General features: G+C 68.4%; 14 protein-coding genes, 1 tRNA gene and 1 rRNA gene. 8 read left to right on the top strand and 8 right to left on the bottom strand.

Annotated features, from left to right (window positions below):
- Nucleotides 1-4: 4 nt before the first annotated feature.
- Both rrf and ilvD read left to right on the top strand, forming a co-directional pair.
- Nucleotides 5-122 (top strand): 5S ribosomal RNA (gene rrf / locus BLQ75_RS08895).
- A gap of 281 nt (nt 123-403) precedes the next feature.
- A complete protein-coding gene (gene ilvD / locus BLQ75_RS08890; protein WP_092600446.1) occupies nt 404-2,071 on the top strand; it encodes a dihydroxy-acid dehydratase in 1,668 nt (555 codons plus the stop codon).
- 113 nt (nt 2,072-2,184) lie between these two features.
- Here the strand turns inward: ilvD and BLQ75_RS08885 are convergent, their stop codons facing one another.
- The 6 genes from BLQ75_RS08885 to BLQ75_RS08860 are packed head-to-tail and all read right to left on the bottom strand — an operon-like array spanning nt 2,185 to nt 7,568.
- A complete protein-coding gene (locus BLQ75_RS08885) occupies nt 2,185-2,934 on the bottom strand; it encodes an anti-sigma factor (RefSeq protein WP_092600572.1) in 750 nt (249 codons plus the stop codon).
- Complete coding sequence (gene sigK, locus BLQ75_RS08880) at nt 2,931-3,551, bottom strand: ECF RNA polymerase sigma factor SigK (protein ID WP_092600444.1); 621 nt, start codon at nt 3,549-3,551, stop codon at nt 2,931-2,933. Before sigK ends, BLQ75_RS08885 begins: the two co-directional genes overlap by 4 nt.
- 21 nt (nt 3,552-3,572) lie before the next feature.
- On the bottom strand, nt 3,573-4,838 hold the full coding sequence (locus BLQ75_RS08875) for an SAM-dependent methyltransferase (protein ID WP_211481243.1): 1,266 nt from the start codon (nt 4,836-4,838) through the stop codon (nt 3,573-3,575).
- Complete coding sequence (locus BLQ75_RS08870; protein WP_092600440.1) at nt 4,835-5,575, bottom strand: DUF1365 domain-containing protein; 741 nt, start codon at nt 5,573-5,575, stop codon at nt 4,835-4,837. Before BLQ75_RS08870 ends, BLQ75_RS08875 begins: the two co-directional genes overlap by 4 nt.
- A 5-nt stretch (nt 5,576-5,580) precedes the next feature.
- Complete coding sequence (locus tag BLQ75_RS08865) at nt 5,581-6,861, bottom strand: NAD(P)/FAD-dependent oxidoreductase (RefSeq protein ID WP_092600438.1); 1,281 nt, start codon at nt 6,859-6,861, stop codon at nt 5,581-5,583.
- On the bottom strand, nt 6,858-7,568 hold the full coding sequence (locus BLQ75_RS08860) for an alpha/beta hydrolase (RefSeq protein ID WP_092600436.1): 711 nt from the start codon (nt 7,566-7,568) through the stop codon (nt 6,858-6,860). The genes BLQ75_RS08865 and BLQ75_RS08860 overlap by 4 nt, the downstream gene beginning before the upstream one ends.
- Before the next feature lie 340 nt (nt 7,569-7,908).
- Here BLQ75_RS08860 and BLQ75_RS08855 point away from each other — a divergent pair, with 340 nt between their 5' ends.
- Nucleotides 7,909-9,153 carry a class I SAM-dependent methyltransferase gene (locus tag BLQ75_RS08855; protein WP_425286445.1) on the top strand — a complete coding sequence of 415 codons (1,245 nt, stop codon included), beginning with the start codon at nt 7,909-7,911 and terminating at the stop codon, nt 9,151-9,153.
- The gene (locus BLQ75_RS08850; RefSeq protein WP_244515349.1) at nt 9,150-9,971 is read left to right on the top strand and encodes a DUF1295 domain-containing protein; all 822 of its coding nucleotides are present in this window, start codon (nt 9,150-9,152) and stop codon (nt 9,969-9,971) included. Before BLQ75_RS08855 ends, BLQ75_RS08850 begins: the two co-directional genes overlap by 4 nt.
- A 53-nt stretch (nt 9,972-10,024) precedes the next feature.
- Here the strand turns inward: BLQ75_RS08850 and BLQ75_RS08845 are convergent, their stop codons facing one another.
- Nucleotides 10,025-10,852: a phosphatase PAP2 family protein gene (locus BLQ75_RS08845; RefSeq protein ID WP_170837404.1), complete on the bottom strand. Its 828-nt coding sequence runs from the start codon at nt 10,850-10,852 to the stop codon at nt 10,025-10,027.
- A 243-nt stretch (nt 10,853-11,095) separates the two neighbouring features.
- Nucleotides 11,096-11,168 (bottom strand) — tRNA-Lys (locus BLQ75_RS08840).
- 478 nt (nt 11,169-11,646) lie between these two features.
- Between BLQ75_RS08840 and BLQ75_RS08835 the strand changes: the two genes are divergently transcribed.
- The 4 genes from BLQ75_RS08835 to ligA all read left to right on the top strand — a co-directional run bounded on the left by BLQ75_RS08835 (nt 11,647) and on the right by ligA (nt 16,575).
- Nucleotides 11,647-12,867 (top strand): L,D-transpeptidase, encoded by a 1,221-nt coding sequence (locus BLQ75_RS08835; RefSeq protein WP_170837396.1) that lies wholly within the window; start codon nt 11,647-11,649, stop codon nt 12,865-12,867.
- A 97-nt stretch (nt 12,868-12,964) separates the two neighbouring features.
- Nucleotides 12,965-13,615, top strand: a complete 651-nt coding sequence (locus BLQ75_RS08830) for a DUF6461 domain-containing protein (protein WP_092600430.1) — start codon at nt 12,965-12,967, stop codon at nt 13,613-13,615.
- On the top strand, nt 13,615-14,328 hold the full coding sequence (locus BLQ75_RS08825) for a hypothetical protein (protein WP_092600428.1): 714 nt from the start codon (nt 13,615-13,617) through the stop codon (nt 14,326-14,328). The genes BLQ75_RS08830 and BLQ75_RS08825 overlap by 1 nt, the downstream gene beginning before the upstream one ends.
- Before the next feature lie 126 nt (nt 14,329-14,454).
- Complete coding sequence (gene ligA / locus BLQ75_RS08820; RefSeq protein ID WP_092600566.1) at nt 14,455-16,575, top strand: NAD-dependent DNA ligase LigA; 2,121 nt, start codon at nt 14,455-14,457, stop codon at nt 16,573-16,575.
- Nucleotides 16,576-16,581 lie beyond the last annotated feature (6 nt).

Below are 16,581 nucleotides of genomic sequence, written 5' to 3'. Positions count from 1 at the left end.
TTGGGTCGGTGGCCACAGCGGAGGAGACACGCCCGGACCCCATCCCGAACCCGGCAGCTAAGCCCTCCAGCGCCCCAGGTACTGCACCCCCACGGGTGTGGGAGACACGGACACCGCCGACCCAACCCCCCACCGGCCCCACCCCCACACGGGGGTGGGGCCGCACTCATACCACCACCCGGGGGGCGCCACCCACGACACCACCCACACAACCGACACGAACCAGCCCCCCGACACCCCCGAACTATCGAACAACCACACACCAACCACCACAATCCGTTCGGGGTCGACTGTTGTCGGGGGAGGCCCGGAAGGGGCTTATCCTCGAACCGTGAGTGAAAACACCGGTTCTAAGGAATCAACGCTCGGTGGGGAACCGGATTCCGGACGAAATTCCCGACCGATGCCTCCCAAACCCCGCAGCCACGAGGTCACGGACGGTCTGGAGCGGGCCGCCGCGCGTGGCATGCTGCGGGCCGTCGGTATGCAGGACGGCGACTTCGCGAAGCCGCAGATCGGCGTAGCCTCTTCCTGGAACGAGATCACTCCCTGCAACCTGTCGCTGCAACGACTGGCGGGAAGTGCCAAGGACGGAGTGCACGCCGCCAACGGTTACCCGCTGGAGTTCGGCACCATCTCGGTTTCCGACGGTATCTCGATGGGCCACGAGGGCATGCACTACTCGCTGGTCTCCCGCGAGATGATCGCCGACTCGGTGGAAACGGTCATGCAGGCGGAGCGGCTCGACGGCTCGCTGCTGCTGGCCGGCTGTGACAAGAGCCTACCGGGCATGCTCATGGCGGCGGCGAGACTGGACCTCGCCTCGGTGTTCATCTACGCCGGTTCCATCCTGCCTGGCAAGGTGGACGGACGCGAGGTCACGATCATCGACGCCTTCGAGGCGGTGGGAGCCTGTTCGCGCGGACTCATCCCCCGTTCCGAGGTCGATCGGATCGAACGCGCCATCTGCCCCGGTGAAGGGGCGTGCGGTGGCATGTACACGGCGAACACGATGGCCTGTGCGGCGGAGGCGCTGGGAATGTCGCTGCCGGGCTCGGCCAGCCCGCCGTCGGTGGACCGACGGCGTGACGCCGGTGCCAGGGCCGCGGGTGAGGCCGTGGTGGGAATGCTGGAGAAGGGCATCACCGCGCGCGACGTGTTGACGAAGGAAGCCTTCGAGAACGCGATCGCCGTGGTCATGGCCTTCGGCGGTTCCACCAACGCCGTGCTCCACCTGCTGGCCATAGCCAACGAGGCGGGGGTCGAGCTGACCCTGGAGGACTTCAACCGAGTGGGTGACCGCACGCCGCATCTGGCGGACGTGAAGCCGTTCGGCGAGTACGTCATGACGGCCGTGGACCGCATCGGTGGTGTTCCCGTCGTGATGAAGGCCCTGCTGGACGCGGGACTCATCCACGGCGACTGCCTGACCGTGACCGGCCGTACGGTGGCCGAGAACCTGGCCGAGCTCGAACCGCCGGAACTCGACGGTTCGGTGATCCACCAGCTCTCCGATCCGATCCACCCCACCGGTGGACTGACGGTGCTGCGGGGTTCGCTGGCCCCGGAAGGGGCCGTGGTGAAGAGCGCGGGTTTCGACACGGCGCGGTTCGAGGGTACGGCCAGAGTGTTCGACGGTGAGCAGGCCGCCATGGACGCGGTGGAGCACAACACGCTGACCCCGGGTGACGTGGTGGTCATCCGCTACGAGGGTCCCCGGGGCGGTCCCGGGATGCGTGAAATGCTCGCGGTGACCGGGGCCATCAAGGGAGCGGGACTGGGCAAGGACGTGCTGCTGTTGACGGACGGCAGGTTCTCCGGCGGAACCACCGGGTTGTGCATCGGCCACGTCGCTCCGGAGGCCACCGACGGTGGCCCGATCGCGCTCGTCGCCGACGGTGACCCGATTCGACTCGACCTGTCTGAGCGGAAGCTTGATCTGCTGGTCTCCGAGGAGGAACTGCGAAGGCGCAGGCAGCAGTGGCAACCGCCGGAACCGAAGTACCGGAGCGGTGTGCTGGGCAAGTACGCGAAACTGGTGGGCTCGGCGGCGAACGGAGCGGTGTGTTGATCGGTTCCGCGTGAGTCCGGAGGCAGGACGCGGCGCCCCCGGAACAGGGGCGCCGTGCTGCTCGCCGGGAGCTCGGTCTAGCCGGCCCCCGAGAACCGAACCGGAAGCCCCGATCAGGTGGGCATGCCCATCCGGATGAGTGGTTCCGTGGTCGGCTGTTCGCTGCCTCCCGCCGGTTCCACGGTGATGCCCATGGCCCGGGTCCTCGGCGGAACCTCGGTGACCATCGCCGACATGTTTCCGCTGGGGTCCTGGCGGAGCATGCCCGCCGACTTGGCACCGTACTCGCCGAGGAACCAGAGCTGGTAGCCGCGTCGCGGTGGTGCAGGCGCCATACCGGACCCCAGAAACATGACCTTGTCCATGCGTCTGGACATCACCGTGACGGCCTCCATACCTCGTGAACTGGTGGTGGCCATCTTGGCGTCGGGTGCCCGCATCAGTTGCTCGATCGCGGCGTCGCGGTCCGCGCGTGCCCGCTCCAGCTGTTGCTGCGTTCGCCAGGCCAGCGCGCCGAACCCGGCGGCGAGCACGATCCCGACTATCGCCGCGGCGGCCGTCAACCGGGTGCCCCATGACGGGCGTCGGTTCCGCCTGCCGCCGCGGCGGCCCCGGCGGCCTTCCTCGACCGAGGGTGACTCCTGCCTGGTGCGCGAGACCTCCGACATCACCCGCTGTTTGAGCTCTTCGGGAGGCTCGACGGCAGTGGCCCGTCCCAGGCGGGCGGCGGTCTCCTCCAGCTGGCGGACTTCCTCCGCGCAGTCCGCGCAGGAGGCCAGGTGCCGCTCGAAGGCGGCCCGTTCGGTCTCCGACAGCGCGTTCAACACGTAGGCGCCGGTCAGCGTGGCCATGTCGGTGTTCATCCGCCCACCCCCAAGCAGTCGCGGAGTCGGATCAGTCCGTCACGCAGTCGTGTCTTCAGGGTGGACGCCGGTGTGCTCAGCAAGCCGGCCGCTTCCCGATAGGTATAGCCGCGGTAGTAGGTGAGCAGCACCGACTCCCGCTGGATCTCGGTCAGCGTGGACAGGCACCTGCGTACCTGCTGCTGTTCCCAGCGGGAGGCCACGGCTTCCGACACCTCGTCGAACGGCCGACCCTGCTCCCGGGAGTTGGCGCGGGTCTCCCGGTCGGTGGCGGCCTGCGCGGAGCGTACCCGGTCCACCGCGCGTCGGTGTGCCAGCGTCAGCACCCAGGTGAGCACGCTGCCCTTGCCGGAGCGATAGTGGGTGGCGCTGCGCCAGACCTCCACCAGAACCTCCTGGGCCACTTCCTCGGACTGGGCCGTGTCCCGGACGATGCGTTGCACCAGACCGAGAACCGAGCCGGAGATCAGATCGTAGAGCCGCTCGAAGGCCCGTTCGTCCCCCTTGGCGACCTCGGCCAGCAGGGTCTCCGCGTCGTGTTCGTTGCCGGAAGCCTCCTCCAGCTGCTCGGAGTCGCGCAGCCACCGGTCGGATCGGTGCCCCACGGGCTTGTCCATCGCGCCGCTCCTTTCTGCGCGTCACCCGCGCTGGCGGGCACCGTCGGCGGTGGATTTGGTGAGGGCGAACTGCCACACGTCCAGATAGCGTGCGCGGAACCCGGCCTCACTGTATGCCAGATAGAACTCCCACATGCGCCGGAACCGCTCGTTGAAGCCGAGCTGGGCGATGCGTTCGTGTTGCCGAGTGAACTCCGCGCGCCATCGGCGCAGGGTTTCGGCATAGCTGTCCCCGAAAGCGTGTCGCTCTGAGAGCTGAAGGCCGGTGTGTTCCGACACGATTCGCTCGATGGCGCGAGTCGAGGGCAACTGGCCGCCGGGGAAGATGTACCTGTGGATCCAGGTGTGGGAACCACGGGTGGCCAGCATCCGTTCGTGCGGCATAGTGATCGCCTGGACGAGCGCACGGCCGCCGGGTACCAGCAGCCGGTCGAGCGTCGCGAAGAACTCGCTCCAGTACTCGGCACCTACCGCTTCGATCATCTCGATACTGACGACCGCGTCGAACTCCCCCGTCGCGTGCCGGTAGTCGCGCTGCTCGACGTCGACGCGGTCCGCCACCCCCGCCCGCTCGATCCGCTCCCGGGCGAGATTCAGCTGCTGCTCCGAGAGCGTCAGCGTGGTGACTCGCGCGCCGCGTTCGGCCGCTCGGATCGCCAGCGATCCCCAACCGCTGCCGATCTCCAGCAGCCGGGTCCCTTCGCCCACGCCCGCGACGTCGAGTGCCCGGTCGAGTTTGCACCGCTGCGCGGTGGCCAGCTCCGTGATTCCCGGACGGAACAACCCGGCCGAGTAGGTCATCGTCTCGTCCAGGAAAGTGGCGAAGACCTCGTTGGACAGGTCGTAGTGCCGTCGTACGTTGCGTCCGGCTCCCGCCGGGGTGTTGCGCTCGTCCTCCGGTCTGGCGGCGTCCACCCAGCGGCGCAGGTACTGCAGTGGGCGAGGTACCAGTACGGGCAGCCGCCGCGCGAACGGGGTCAGCAGGGCGGCGGGGTCGGGACTGTCCCACTCGCCGATCATGTAGGACTCGCCGAAGCCGATCTTGGCGTCCACGCCCAACCGGTGGAAGAACGCTTCGGGAGCGAGAATACGCATCAGCGGCGCCTCGTCACCGCCCGCTCCCAGACGTTCGCCACCCGCCAGCACCACTCTCACGGGCAGGTCACGTACCGCGTGTCGGAACAGGCGTTCGGCTGCGGCGGCACGCACGGGGGAACGAGGCGGTTCCCCCACGGCGTCCCAGACCGCGACGCCGGAGGAGGCGGCTAGCGACATGGCGGTTGTCATCGGACACCTTCCTGGTGGACGTGGGGAGTGTGTGGGCTCGGTGATGCGCCCCGCAGCCACAGCGAGACGCCGTGTGCGCGGATGAGGGCCGCCACGCGCTGGGGCACCAGAGGCCTGCGCAGCAGCATCCGCAGCAGTCGTCGTGGTTTCGCCGGTACGCGGTGACCGCGCATCTCCGCGGTCAACAACGGCTCGCCCGCTTCGTCGCGCAACCGGATCCACACGTCCACCCGCTCGCCCGGACAGTCCAGCCGCATCTCGTAACTCCCCCGGAGCGGCAGGAACGGGGAGACGTGGAACCGTTTGGTCGTCGTGGCGCGGCCCAGTTCATCAGGTCGCAGCAGGTAGCAGTGCCGTTCACCGTAGGTGTTGTGCACCTCGGCCACCACGCACTCCAGCACCCCGTCGGGACGGTGGCACCAGTAGAACGTGACCGGGTTGAACACGTAACCGAGCACTCTCGCGTGGGCCAGCATCAGAACCCGGCCGCCCCCCAGGTCCACTCCTCTCCCGGAGAGCCAACTGTCCAGATTGGCCCGGATGGACCGCCGCGGTGAACCGAGGTGGTCCCGCGCCTCGAAACGTGCGAACGGGCGGAGCGGTCGCGGCAGCACGGGTAGCTCGTCCAGATCCACCAGCCAGGTGTAGAGGCGGTGCCGGAACCCGCTGCTCGGTTCGGTGTGCCTGGTGTGGCCGACCGTCACGTCGTACAGCGCGGCCGTCGATGAGATGCGCATCCGTCTCACCACCCCGCGCCCAACGCCGCCGCCGCGCGCACACCGGAGACGCAGCCGTCCTCGTGGAATCCCCAGCCCTGGTAGGCACCCGCGAACCTGATGCGGTGGTCGCCGATCTCGTCCAACCGTCGTTGCGCGGCCACGGCCTCCGGGGTGTAGATGGGATGTCGGTAGGTCATGCGCGCCAGCACGCTGTCGGAACGGATCCGCTCACCCGCGTTCAGCGTCACGAGGTAGTCCTTCGGCTCCGCCAGTCGCATCAGCCGGTTCATGTGGTAGCTGATCCGCACCCCGTTTCCGGTCCGTCCGCACGAGGGCATCGTGTAGTTCCAACTGGCCCGGGCGGCCCGGTCGTGTGGCAACACGGCGGAGTCGGTGTGCAGCCAGGCCTCGTTCTCGCTGTAGCCGAACGCGCCGAGCAGCTCCTTCTCCGCGGGCTCCGGAGCGTCGAGCATCCCCAGCGCCGTGTCGGCGGGGCAGGCCAGTACCGCGTGCCGTGCTTGGTGTCGGTGTCCCGCCTCGTCCCACAGGGACACTCCTTCGGCGGAGCGCAGCACCGTCCTGATCGGCGTGGAGCGGCGTACCGCGTGCAGCCTGTTCGCGACGCGTTCGACGTACTCGCGGGCTCCGCCGGGGATGAAGCGCCAGCTCGGTGACCCCCGCACGCTCAGCATTCCGTGGTTTCGCAGGAACCGGAACAGGTAGCGCGCCGGGTACCGGCCACTGCTGATCCCGTCGGCCGACCAGACCGCGGAGACGAGGGGGAGCGCGAAGTGGTTGATGAAGTACTCCGAGAAGCGTCCCCGCCGCAGGAAGGTGGCCAGCGTGGGCAGCGACTCGTCCTCGGCGGGTGTGTCCAGCAGCGAGTTCGCGAGGTGGTGGAACCGCGACACCTGCGCGAGCAGGCCCAGGTACCGAGGGTTGCCCGCGTTGCCGGGCCGGGCGAACAGGCCACGCAGTCGTTTGGCACCGGCGTACTCCAGCCCGCAGCCTTCGCAGCGCACGCTCATCGACATCTCGGTTGGGCGGGTCGCGACGCCGAGTTCGTCGAACAGCCGGGTCAACTGAGGGTAGGTGCGCTCGTTGTGCACGATGAAACCGCTGTCGACGGCTACGTCCCGGCCGTCGGCGGTGTGCACGCTGTGGGTGTGGGCGTTGCCGCCCAGTCGGTCGGCCGCCTCGAACAGCGTCACCTCGTAGCGTCGCCGCAGCAGGTACGCGGCGGTCAGCCCGGAAACCCCGGAGCCGATGACGGCTACTCGCGGGCGTTCGGATCCCGCGCTCACGACTGGTCCCCGAGGTGGGTCTTCACCCCGGACGACTGGTGCTCCCCCGCGCTGTCACGGATCTCCGCGACGAATTCGCGGGCCAGCCGGGTCCATTCCCGATGGCGTCGCAGCATCGCGTGCCCACTTCCGGGGACCACCCGGTACCGTGCCGCGTGTCCAGCGCGGTCGGCCCGCCGCGCGTACTCGGCGGAAGCGTGTGGTGACGTCACTCCGTCGTGGTCGCCGTGCACGATGAGCACCTCGGTTCCGGCGAGCTGTTCCACCGGATCGGACGGTTCGATCCACGGCGACAACGCGCACACGTCGCGCACGCCGGGTTCGTCCGCCAACAGCAGGCAGGCCCGAGCGCCCATCGAGTGCCCCACCAGCACGATCCTGGCCCGTGGCAGGCGTCGTCGGATCTCCCGTAAGGCCCAGCGCGCGTCGACGACCGGATCTCGTTCCGGCTCGTTCCACCCGCGCAGCCGGTTCCGCAGCAGCCACACCGCCGTGCCGCCGCGTTCGCGGCCGAGACGCCGTGCCAGCCACCACATGCGCAGGTACGCCAGTCGCCAGGGACGCATCGGTTCCGCACTGCGAGAACGGCCACCGTGCACCACCAGTACCGCGACGTCGGCCTCGGGCGAAGGCCGGATGCCGCGCAGCACGGCCCTCGGCCTCCTGTCTCTGCTGAGCACTCGCTCCACCGCCTCGTGATCACGCATACCCCTGATTCGGAACCGAGTGCTTCCGGGGCTGGTCGGTGTGGCGGTGCGCACACTCAGTCGTGTTGGGCAGTCCCCTCCGCTTTCGGCACCGAAGGACGGAAAGTGGTTGTTCTGATGGTGGTCCGCGTCGGTGATGGCGGGCCACGAGGGTCCTGTGGGAGGTCGGATGCTACGAGTTCGAAGAGGTTCCGGCGGGCGGTTCCGGGAATCGGGTCGCGGAGCGCCTACCCCTCGGTTGTTCGAACGATTCCGCCCGCCACGTGGATTCCGGTCGTGGCGGCGGAGCGGCACGTCTCACGGGGGAGTGGCCGAGGAGGTAGCGGCGCTGGTCGAGCGGATGCTCGGTGTCGATCCTCCACTGGGCATCAGCGCGTGGGACGGCAGCGAGTACGGGACCGGGGCGACACCGCGAGTTCTGCTGCGGAGCAAGCGCGCGTTGCGGCACGTGCTCCATCGTCCGGGAGAGCTGGGGTTGGCCAGGGCGTTCGTGACCGGTGATCTGGACGTGCGCGGAGACCTCACCGAGGCGCTGCGGCGCTGTTGGGCTCTCGCACGCCGTGAAGGTGTCACCCTCCCCGGGTTCGACCCGGTGCGGTGGTGGGGGTTCCTCCGCGACGTCGCGATGCTGGGGGCGGTGGGCCCCCGTCCGGCACCACCCGACTGCGAGGCCCGCCTGACCGGCAGGCCGCACAGCAGACGGCGCGACTCCGAGGTCGTCTCGCACCACTACGATCTCGGCAACGAGTTCTACGGCTTGTTGCTGGATCCCAGGATGGCCTATTCGTGCGGATACTGGCCGAACGACGGGGTGGAGCGCACGCTGGCTTCGGCGCAGGAGGCCAAGCTCGACCTGATCTGCCGCAAGCTCGGTCTGGACCGAGGTGGCAGACTGCTCGACGTGGGGTGTGGCTGGGGTTCCCTGCTGCTCTACGCGGCCGAGCACCACGGTGTCCTCGCCACTGGAGTGACGCTGTCGCGGCAGCAGGCGGACCACGTCCGACGACGTGCCCGCGAACTGGGGCTGGAGGAGCTGGTCGACGTCCGGTTGTGCGACTACCGTGAGCTGACCACGCCCCGGACAGGCGGGTACGACGCGGTGGCCTCGGTGGAGATGGGCGAGCACGTGGGTAGGGCGAACTACCCGGACTTCCTCGCCACCCTGCGTCGGATGCTCCGGCCCGGTGGCACGCTGCTGTTGCAGCAGATGTCGCGTGGCGATTCGGCCCCCGGTGGTGGCGCCTTCATCGAGTCCTACATAGCGCCGGACATGAACATGGTTCCCGTCGGCACGACGGTGTGGAAGTTGGAACGTGCCGGGTTCGAGGTCCGCGACGTCCAGGCGATGCGCGAGCACTACGTGCACACGGTTCGTGCATGGTTGGCCTCCCTGCTGCGCAACTGGGACGAGGTGGTCTTGTCGGCCGGTACCGAGCGGGCGAGGGTGTGGTGGTTGTACCTGGCGGGCGGGAGCCTGGCCTTCGAGGAGAACCGGATGGGAGTGCACCAGATCCTCGGCGTGCTTCCCCGCGGGGACGGCGCCGTCGACGACGGTGTTCCCGCGTTGCCCGAGGTGCCTCGGTGAATCCGGGAACCGTGGCCGGGGTGGTCGGGCTCGGTTCGGTGGTGGCTTGGGCCACGGTCACCGTCACGTTCCTGGTAGCTCGGCGGCGCGGCCGTTACGACACCATCGACACCGCCTGGGGAGTCGGTTTCGCACTGATCGCGGTCTGCTCACTGATGCTGGTGCGCGCCGGGTTCGCCGGTGCCGTCCCTTCCGGTGGCCCCGGTTGGCTCGCCACGATCCTCACAGTGGTGTGGGGGGGTCGGCTGGCGCTGCACCTGCACCTGCGCAATCGCGGGAAGCCGGAGGACCCCCGCTACCGGGAGATGGCGGCCAAGGCACGCCGGTTCCCGGCGGGCCGGATGTACTTCCGGGTCTATCTCACCCAGGCCCTGGTGATGTGGTTCGTCGCGTTGCCCGTGCAGTTCGCCCAGTTCGGCGGTGCCGGACAGCATCCTGCTTCAGGGGTGGCGGTCTGGGTGGGAATCTGCGTGTGGCTGCTGGGTTTCGTGTTCGAAACCGTCGGTGACGAGCAGCTGCGCAGGTTCCGCTCTCGGCCGGAGAACGTGGGCGAGGTGCTTCGGACGGGGTTGTGGCGCTACACGCGTCATCCGAACTACTTCGGTGACGCGTGCGTGTGGTGGGGGCTTTACGCGATCGCCTGCCACCAACCGGCCGGTGCGGCCACCCTCCTGTCGCCGGTGCTGATGACCTGGCTGTTGGCCAACGGGACCGGGAAGCCGCTGCTGGAACGCGACATCGCCCGACGAAGGCCGGACTACGCGGCCTACGTCCGGCGGACCAGCGGTTTCCTGCCCCTGCCGCCGAAGCGGGAGTGAGCTCTCACCTCGGGAATTCCTGGGGCGCGGGGGCCCGGTGGTGCCGGAAGTGTTCAGCCTTCGGTCCTCCGGTTCGTCGCGGTGGAGTTCCGGTCGGTTCCAGCCGCGCCTCGTTTCGCTCGTTCCACCAGTCGGGTCCGAATCGGTGCGAGGCGCGAGGAGAGGCTGTGCAGGCTGACGAGCCCGATCGTGAAAACCGCCCCGAGAATCCAACCGGCCACGATGTCGGAGGGGGAGTGCACGCCCAGTACTAGTCTGGAGAAGCCGGTAACCAGCACCAGCAGTACTCCCAGCCCCACGATCCCGAGGCGTGACCAACGGCTCCGCAGCAGCCCGAACAGCAGAATCGCGAGCATCAGGTAGACCGCCGCGGAATGGGCCGAGTGCCCGGAGGGGAAGGCGAAGCTGTCCTCGGTCGCGGCGTTGGGGGCCGGGATGGGTCTCGGTCGCGCGATCGTGAGTTTGATCAGGAAAACCGTCAGCGCGGTTCCCACGGAGGTCAGGAGCAGCAACAGCGGTTCACCCCAACGACGGGTGGTCATGCCCAGCCATCCCGCCGAGATGACCGCGAGGGAGAACACCACCGCCCCTTCCCCCAGGTAAGTGATGACGTTGAACGCAGCCACCACGGCGGGGGTACGCAGTTCGGCGACCAGTTCCAGCAATCGCCGGTCCAGGCCGAGGATCGCGCCGTGTTCGTACACCTGCTCCGCGAGTTCGGCGAACACGTTGATCCCCGCCGCCACGACCAGCAGTCCCAGCACCGGTGTGATCCAGGGGTACCAGCCCGCGAGATCGCGCCAGCTCGCCTCCGGCACGCGGGACCGTTCGCGGTGGTCGTACTCGTCACCGGAAGGAGGAGTGTCACCGGTGGGGGCCATCGTCACGGATCACGCTCCCGGCCGCGGTCGCCGTCGACTGTTCACTCCCCGTGGATTCTACGTGTGCTCGGAGTTTCGCACTCCGTTCGGCGCAGGAGAGGATTCCAGTCGGGTGACGAATCGTTCGGCTGTGGAAGCGCTCGATATTCTGGCTGGTATGTAATCAGCCTCGTTTCGGTTGGATCCCGGTTGGGAATGCTCTCGACACGAAAAAACCCCAAGCCTGCTGGCTTGGGGCTTCGGTGCGCCAACAGGGACTCGAACCCCGAACCCACTGATTAAGAGTCAGTTGCTCTGCCGCTTGAGCTATTGGCGCGCTGCCGTGTTGAATTTTTCCGCCCCGCTTGATTTTTCCCTCTCGCGTCAGCGACAACATAAACTTTAGCACGGTTGTCGGGGTGTGATTCGAGGGGGGGTCACCATGTGGGGTTGAGAGCTGTGCGCTGCGGTTTCGTCTCGCGTTCCGCGATCTTGGGGGGTGACCGCTGCGTGAGGACCTCCGGGGGCCGCACGTGGCTTCCCGTGTCGGGGTGCGGGGTTTCGTGCGTCCTGCGTCGAGGCCACTCCGGAGGAGGGGGTCGCGGTGACCACCGCGCCCGATGTTCGGCCGAGGTTACGGAAGTACTACGGCTGCATCGCGACGACAACCCTTTCGGGGGAGGGGGCGTCACCCTGGGTGACAGTTGTGCGGACTCACGCTCTGGTCGCCCGCTCCGGGCGGCTCAGGTGAACCTCGGACTTGTGGGGGACACGACTGTGGGGAATGGCGAGTCGAGTTGAACGGAATACCACGGATGAAACTGTTGAATCACTCTTCCGGGGGCTCCATGGTTTCCCCGCGGCGGAGTCTGGGGGCGACCCTGCTGTGCCTGGTCGCGTTGTTGATAGCAGGATGCGGAGCCGGACCGAGTGGCGGTGGTCACATTCCGGACTCCGGGAGCTCCGAGCCGCCCCGGAGTGGTCCGCCCGCGATCGAGTTCACCCCCGAACCGGATGCCTCGAACGTCTCCCCGGTGGGAGAGATCGGCGCCCGGGCCAAGAACGCCACTTTCACCGAGGTGGTGATGACCAACTCCTCCGGTGAGAAGGTGGAGGGGTCGATCACCGAGGAGGGCAGCCGCTGGTCGATCGGGGAGCCGCTCGGCTACGGCAAGACCTACGAGGTGGTGGCCATGGCCGAAGGGGCCGACGGCGAGCGGCTGACCGAGCGCTCCCGGTTCACCACGCTGACACCGGAGAGCCTCACCTACGTGTCCATGAATCCCCTGGACGGCCAAACCGTGGGCGTCGGACAACCCCTGGCCTTCTACTTCAGCGAGGACGCCCCCGCGCCCGAGAAGAAGCGGGCCGAGCAGGCCATCGAGATCACCACGGACCCCGCCGTCAAGGGTGAGTTCTACTGGTTCAACGACCGCGAGGTCCACTGGCGTCCCGAGGAGTACTGGGACCCCGGGACCGAGATCGACATCAACGTCGACGTCTACGGCAAGGATCTCGGCAACGGGGTGTACGGCAAGTCCGACCGCAGCGCCACCGTGCACATCGGTGACGAGGTGATCCTGCGAGCGGACGCCGCCAGCCACCAGATGGAGGTCACGGTCAACGGCGAGGTCAAGCGAACGATCCCGGTTTCACTGGGACGCCCCTCCTATCCCTCGCACAACGGCACGCACGTGGTGATGCGCAAGCACGAGGACTACCTGATGGACTCGACCACCTACGGGCTGGGGCTCGACGAGGGCGGTTATCGCACCAGGGTCGACTGGGCCGTGCGGATCTCCAACGGTGGTGAGTTCCTGCACGCCGCTCCCTGGTCGGTCGGTGACCAGGGCGAGCGCAACGTCAGCCACGGCTGCATCAACATGAGCACGGCCGACGCGAAGTGGGTCTACGACCTGGTCAAGAAGGGTGATGTCGTCGAGGTGACCAACTCGAAGGGAGGGGAGCTGGCGGCCTGGGACGGCTTCGGTGACTGGCAGATCCCGTGGAGCGAGTGGGTGGCCGGAAACAGCTGATCCGGACGAGGACGAGCGGGCCGGGAGCCCGTCCCGGCCCGACACCGATTCGCTCGAATCGCCACGCGGAACGCACCGATGGTGATAGGAACTCCCCGTGGACAGCGGGAGTTCGGAAGTGGGGCGTCACGGTTGGATCCACGACAGCGCCGTGCGGGACGCGGGATGCCTGACTCTGGTTCGGGGGACCGATACCTATCGCGTGGCGCGGGCTTTCGGGGCAGACCCGACACGAGGGAGGCACTGGAACTTCGAGGAGTTCTGCGAGGAAGCCTTCGCCTGTGCTGACAAGCAGTCCCTGATCGGCCTCCGCAGGTTGGGGGAATGGACGCTCGTCGCGGAGGAGAGCCGTTTCGAGGGGACCCGCCCAGAGGCGCTGGCAGCCGCCAGCACCGGCACGCGACTGGTCTCGGTGCACTGGGACATCGGTGGTCGCGGCGGGTTCTCACACGCTGTGAACGGTGAGGTGCGCACTCGCTTCGAGGCCGTGCTGCCGGAGTACCGGATCGGTACCCGGCCGGACGACCTGGAGCCGCTGCGTGCCGGACTACCCTGGCACGAGGCGGATCGGGTGCCGCTCATGTTGGCGTTGGTGGCCCGCGTCACGGGATGCGTACCGGGGCCTGATTGGTTCGCGGGACAGTTTCTGACCTGCCCGGTGGTAGAGGCGCATCGGAGCGCTACCGCCGATCCGGACGTCCGCCGGGACGGCTCGCTGCTCGACGGTTCGGCAGGATGGAGAGCTTGATGGGATTGCTGCGTCGACTGCTCGGGTTCGGGCGGCGGACCGGTTCGGCGGCGAGCTCGACCGGCCACGACGAGTCCACCGAGGCCGCGCGGCGAGCGGAGCTGTTCTGGCGACGCTGGGAGGAACTGCTGCCGCAAGTGGGATCGGCGCTCGGTGACGGGGTCCCGCAGCGGGTCGACCACCAGATCGCGGAGGCCGTCGCGCTGCTGCACCCCGGGCTGCACTTCTCGATCGAGCGGGGTCGTGAGGCCATCTACGCGTTGGTGATCACCGCCCAGGCCGACCCCCGGTTGCGGGTCTACACCGACGCGTGGCGGGCGGCCGCACCAGCCCCGGACTCCCTCTGGGAATACCACGATGCGGTACCACCGGTCCCCGATCCGAGGGAAGTGACCGTCAACCTGGGCGGTCGGCGCTACCCGTTGGAGGAAGTGCGCGTCTCGGCGCGGTTCGACGAAGCCAGGCACCTGGTCGACGTCGCGGTCTACCACCCCGGTTTCGCCGAGCTGGCGGGCAACGAGCGGGAGGCGCTGACCTTCCTGCCGCTGCACGCCGCACTGGGGGAGAAGTTGGCGGCCGATCGGATCGGCCGGGTGGAGACCGCCGAGCGGCTGCCCGAGAACGCGGTCGATCTGGTCGCCTTCCGCGACCGGGTTCGCGTCTTCGACACCGAAGGCACCGAGCCCCCCGACACCGAGCGGGGGCACCGGTAACCGGTCGAACGCGCCGTTGTCGGAGGCGCTGGTTAGTCTCGGGACGTGACCAGGGAACACACGCAGGGCGCCGCACCGGATGCCGTTTCGCGGGACGAGGAACCGTCGATCCACGCCGCAGGGGAGATGTCGGGGGAACCGGCGGGCGGTGAGGAGGCCGAGGGGCTGGAGGACGTCCCGCGCGAGACCAGGAACCGGTACGACGAGCTGGTGGAGCGGGTCCGGTTCCACCAGTTCCGGTACTACGTACTCGATTCCCCGGTGATCACCGACGGCGAGTTCGACGAGCTGTTCGTGGAGTTGCAGCGGCTGGAGGAGGAGCATCCCGCGCTGCGTGCTCCGGACTCACCCACCCAGCAGGTCGGCGGAACCTTCTCGACGGAGTTCACCGCCGTCGATCACCTGGAGCGGATGCTGAGCCTGGACAACGCCTTCGACGTCCCGGAGCTGACGACCTGGGTACACCGCGTCCAGCGGGAGACCGAGACCGAGCCCGAGTTCCTCTGCGAACCCAAGATCGACGGGTTGGCGATCAACCTGGTCTACCGGAACGGCCGACTGGAACGGGCCCTGACCCGGGGGGATGGCAGGACCGGTGAGGACGTCACGCTCAACGTGCGCACCATGCGAGACGTGCCGGACCGACTGAGCGGCAGCGTGGAGTACCCGGTCCCGGAACTGGTCGAGATCAGGGGCGAGGTCTACTTCCGGCTCGACGAGTTCTCCGAGCTCAACGCCTCGCTGGTGGAGGCGGGCAAAACGGCGTTCGCCAATCCGAGGAACGGTGCCGCGGGCTCGCTGCGGCAGAAGGACCCGCGCATCAGCAAACAGCGCCCGCTCCGGCTGATCTGCCACGGTCTCGGCAGGCGCGACGGCTTCGAGCCCCCCACCCAGTCGGCCTCCTACGAGGCGCTGCGTACCTGGGGGCTTCCCGTCTCCGAGCACACCGTGGTGCTCTCCTCGCTCGACCAGCTGGTCGAGCACGTTCGCTACTGGGGGGAGCACCGGCACGACGCGGACCACGAGATCGACGGCATCGTGATCAAGGTCGACGACGTGGCCCTGCAGCGCAGGCTCGGCACGACCTCCCGGGCGCCGCGCTGGTCCATCGCCTACAAGTACCCGCCCGAGCAGGCCACCACGGAACTCGTGGACATCCGGGTCAACGTCGGCAGGACCGGCAGGGTGACCCCGTTCGCGGTGATGAAGCCGGTGAAGGTGGCGGGCTCCACCGTGTCGATGGCGACGCTGCACAACTCCGACGAGGTGCGCCGCAAGGGGGTGCTGGTCGGTGACCGGGTCGTCATCCGCAAGGCCGGAGACGTCATCCCGGAGGTGCTCGGGCCGGTGGTCGACGCCCGCGACGGCGACGAGTACGAGTTCGTGATGCCGGACACCTGTCCGGAGTGCGGCTGGGAGCTGTACCGGCAGAAGGAGAGCGACGTCGACATCCGGTGCCCCAACGCGCGTTCCTGCCCGGCGCAGCTTCGCGAGCGGCTGTTCCACATGGCCGGCCGAGGGGCGTTCGACATCGAGGTGCTCGGTTACGAGTCCGCCTCGGCGCTGCTGGAAGCGGGAGTCGTCGCCGACGAGGGGGACGTTTTCCACCTCGACGAGGAGAAGCTGCTGCGCACCGAGCAGTTCCGGGCCAAGGACGGCAGTCTGACGGTCAACGGTGGCAAGCTGCTCACCAATCTCGAGTCCGCCAAGCAGCAGCCGCTCTGGAGAGTGCTGGTCGCGCTGTCCATCCGGTTCGTCGGTCCCACCGCCGCGCAGGCGCTGGCCCGCGAGTTCGGTTCCGTCGACGCCGTCGAGGCGGCGGCGGAGGAGGACCTGGCCGCCGTGGACGGCGTGGGTCCAACCATCGCCAACGCGGTGCGGGAGTGGTTCGCCGTCGACTGGCACCGGGAAGTGGTGGAGAAGTGGCGCGCCGCCGGGGTGCGGATGGCTGACGAGCGCGACGACTCCGTCCCCCGGAATCTGGAGGGGCTGTCGATCGTGGTGACCGGTTCGCTGCCCACCTACTCGCGCGACGAGTCAAAAGAGATGATCATGAACCGGGGCGGGCGCGCCGCCGGTTCCGTCTCCAAGAAGACCGCTTTCGTCGTGGTGGGGGACTCCCCCGGCTCCAAGTACGACAAGGCCGTACAACTGGGGGTGCCCGTGCTGGACGAGGAGGGTTTCCGGGTGCTGCTGGACCAGGGCCCGGAGGCGGCGGCCGACGCCGCGTTGGCACCCGAGCGGTGAGGGGCG

Source organism: Actinopolyspora xinjiangensis (assembly GCF_900104475.1).
Classification (GTDB): Bacteria; Actinomycetota; Actinomycetes; order Mycobacteriales; family Pseudonocardiaceae; genus Actinopolyspora; species Actinopolyspora xinjiangensis.
Note: the sequence above shows the minus strand (reverse complement) of the source record. Positions and strands in the feature narration are given on the sequence as shown.

Excerpts from the sequence above, each read along its gene's own strand:
- BLQ75_RS08870 (WP_092600440.1), bottom strand. The coding sequence starts at position 5,575 with ATGCGCATCTCATCGACGGCCGCGCTGTACGACGTGACGGTCGGCCAC.
- BLQ75_RS08860 (WP_092600436.1), bottom strand. The coding sequence starts at position 7,568 with ATGCGTGATCACGAGGCGGTGGAGCGAGTGCTCAGCAGAGACAGGAGG.
- ilvD (WP_092600446.1), top strand. The coding sequence starts at position 404 with ATGCCTCCCAAACCCCGCAGCCACGAGGTCACGGACGGTCTGGAGCGG.
- sigK (WP_092600444.1), bottom strand. The coding sequence starts at position 3,551 with ATGGACAAGCCCGTGGGGCACCGATCCGACCGGTGGCTGCGCGACTCC.
- BLQ75_RS08885 (WP_092600572.1), bottom strand. The coding sequence starts at position 2,934 with ATGAACACCGACATGGCCACGCTGACCGGCGCCTACGTGTTGAACGCG.
- BLQ75_RS08835 (WP_170837396.1), top strand. The coding sequence starts at position 11,647 with ATGAAACTGTTGAATCACTCTTCCGGGGGCTCCATGGTTTCCCCGCGG.
- ligA (WP_092600566.1), top strand. The coding sequence starts at position 14,455 with ATGTCGGGGGAACCGGCGGGCGGTGAGGAGGCCGAGGGGCTGGAGGAC.
- BLQ75_RS08845 (WP_170837404.1), bottom strand. The coding sequence starts at position 10,852 with ATGGCCCCCACCGGTGACACTCCTCCTTCCGGTGACGAGTACGACCAC.
- BLQ75_RS08825 (WP_092600428.1), top strand. The coding sequence starts at position 13,615 with ATGGGATTGCTGCGTCGACTGCTCGGGTTCGGGCGGCGGACCGGTTCG.
- BLQ75_RS08875 (WP_211481243.1), bottom strand. The coding sequence starts at position 4,838 with ATGACAACCGCCATGTCGCTAGCCGCCTCCTCCGGCGTCGCGGTCTGG.
- BLQ75_RS08855 (WP_425286445.1), top strand. The coding sequence starts at position 7,909 with ATGCTCGGTGTCGATCCTCCACTGGGCATCAGCGCGTGGGACGGCAGC.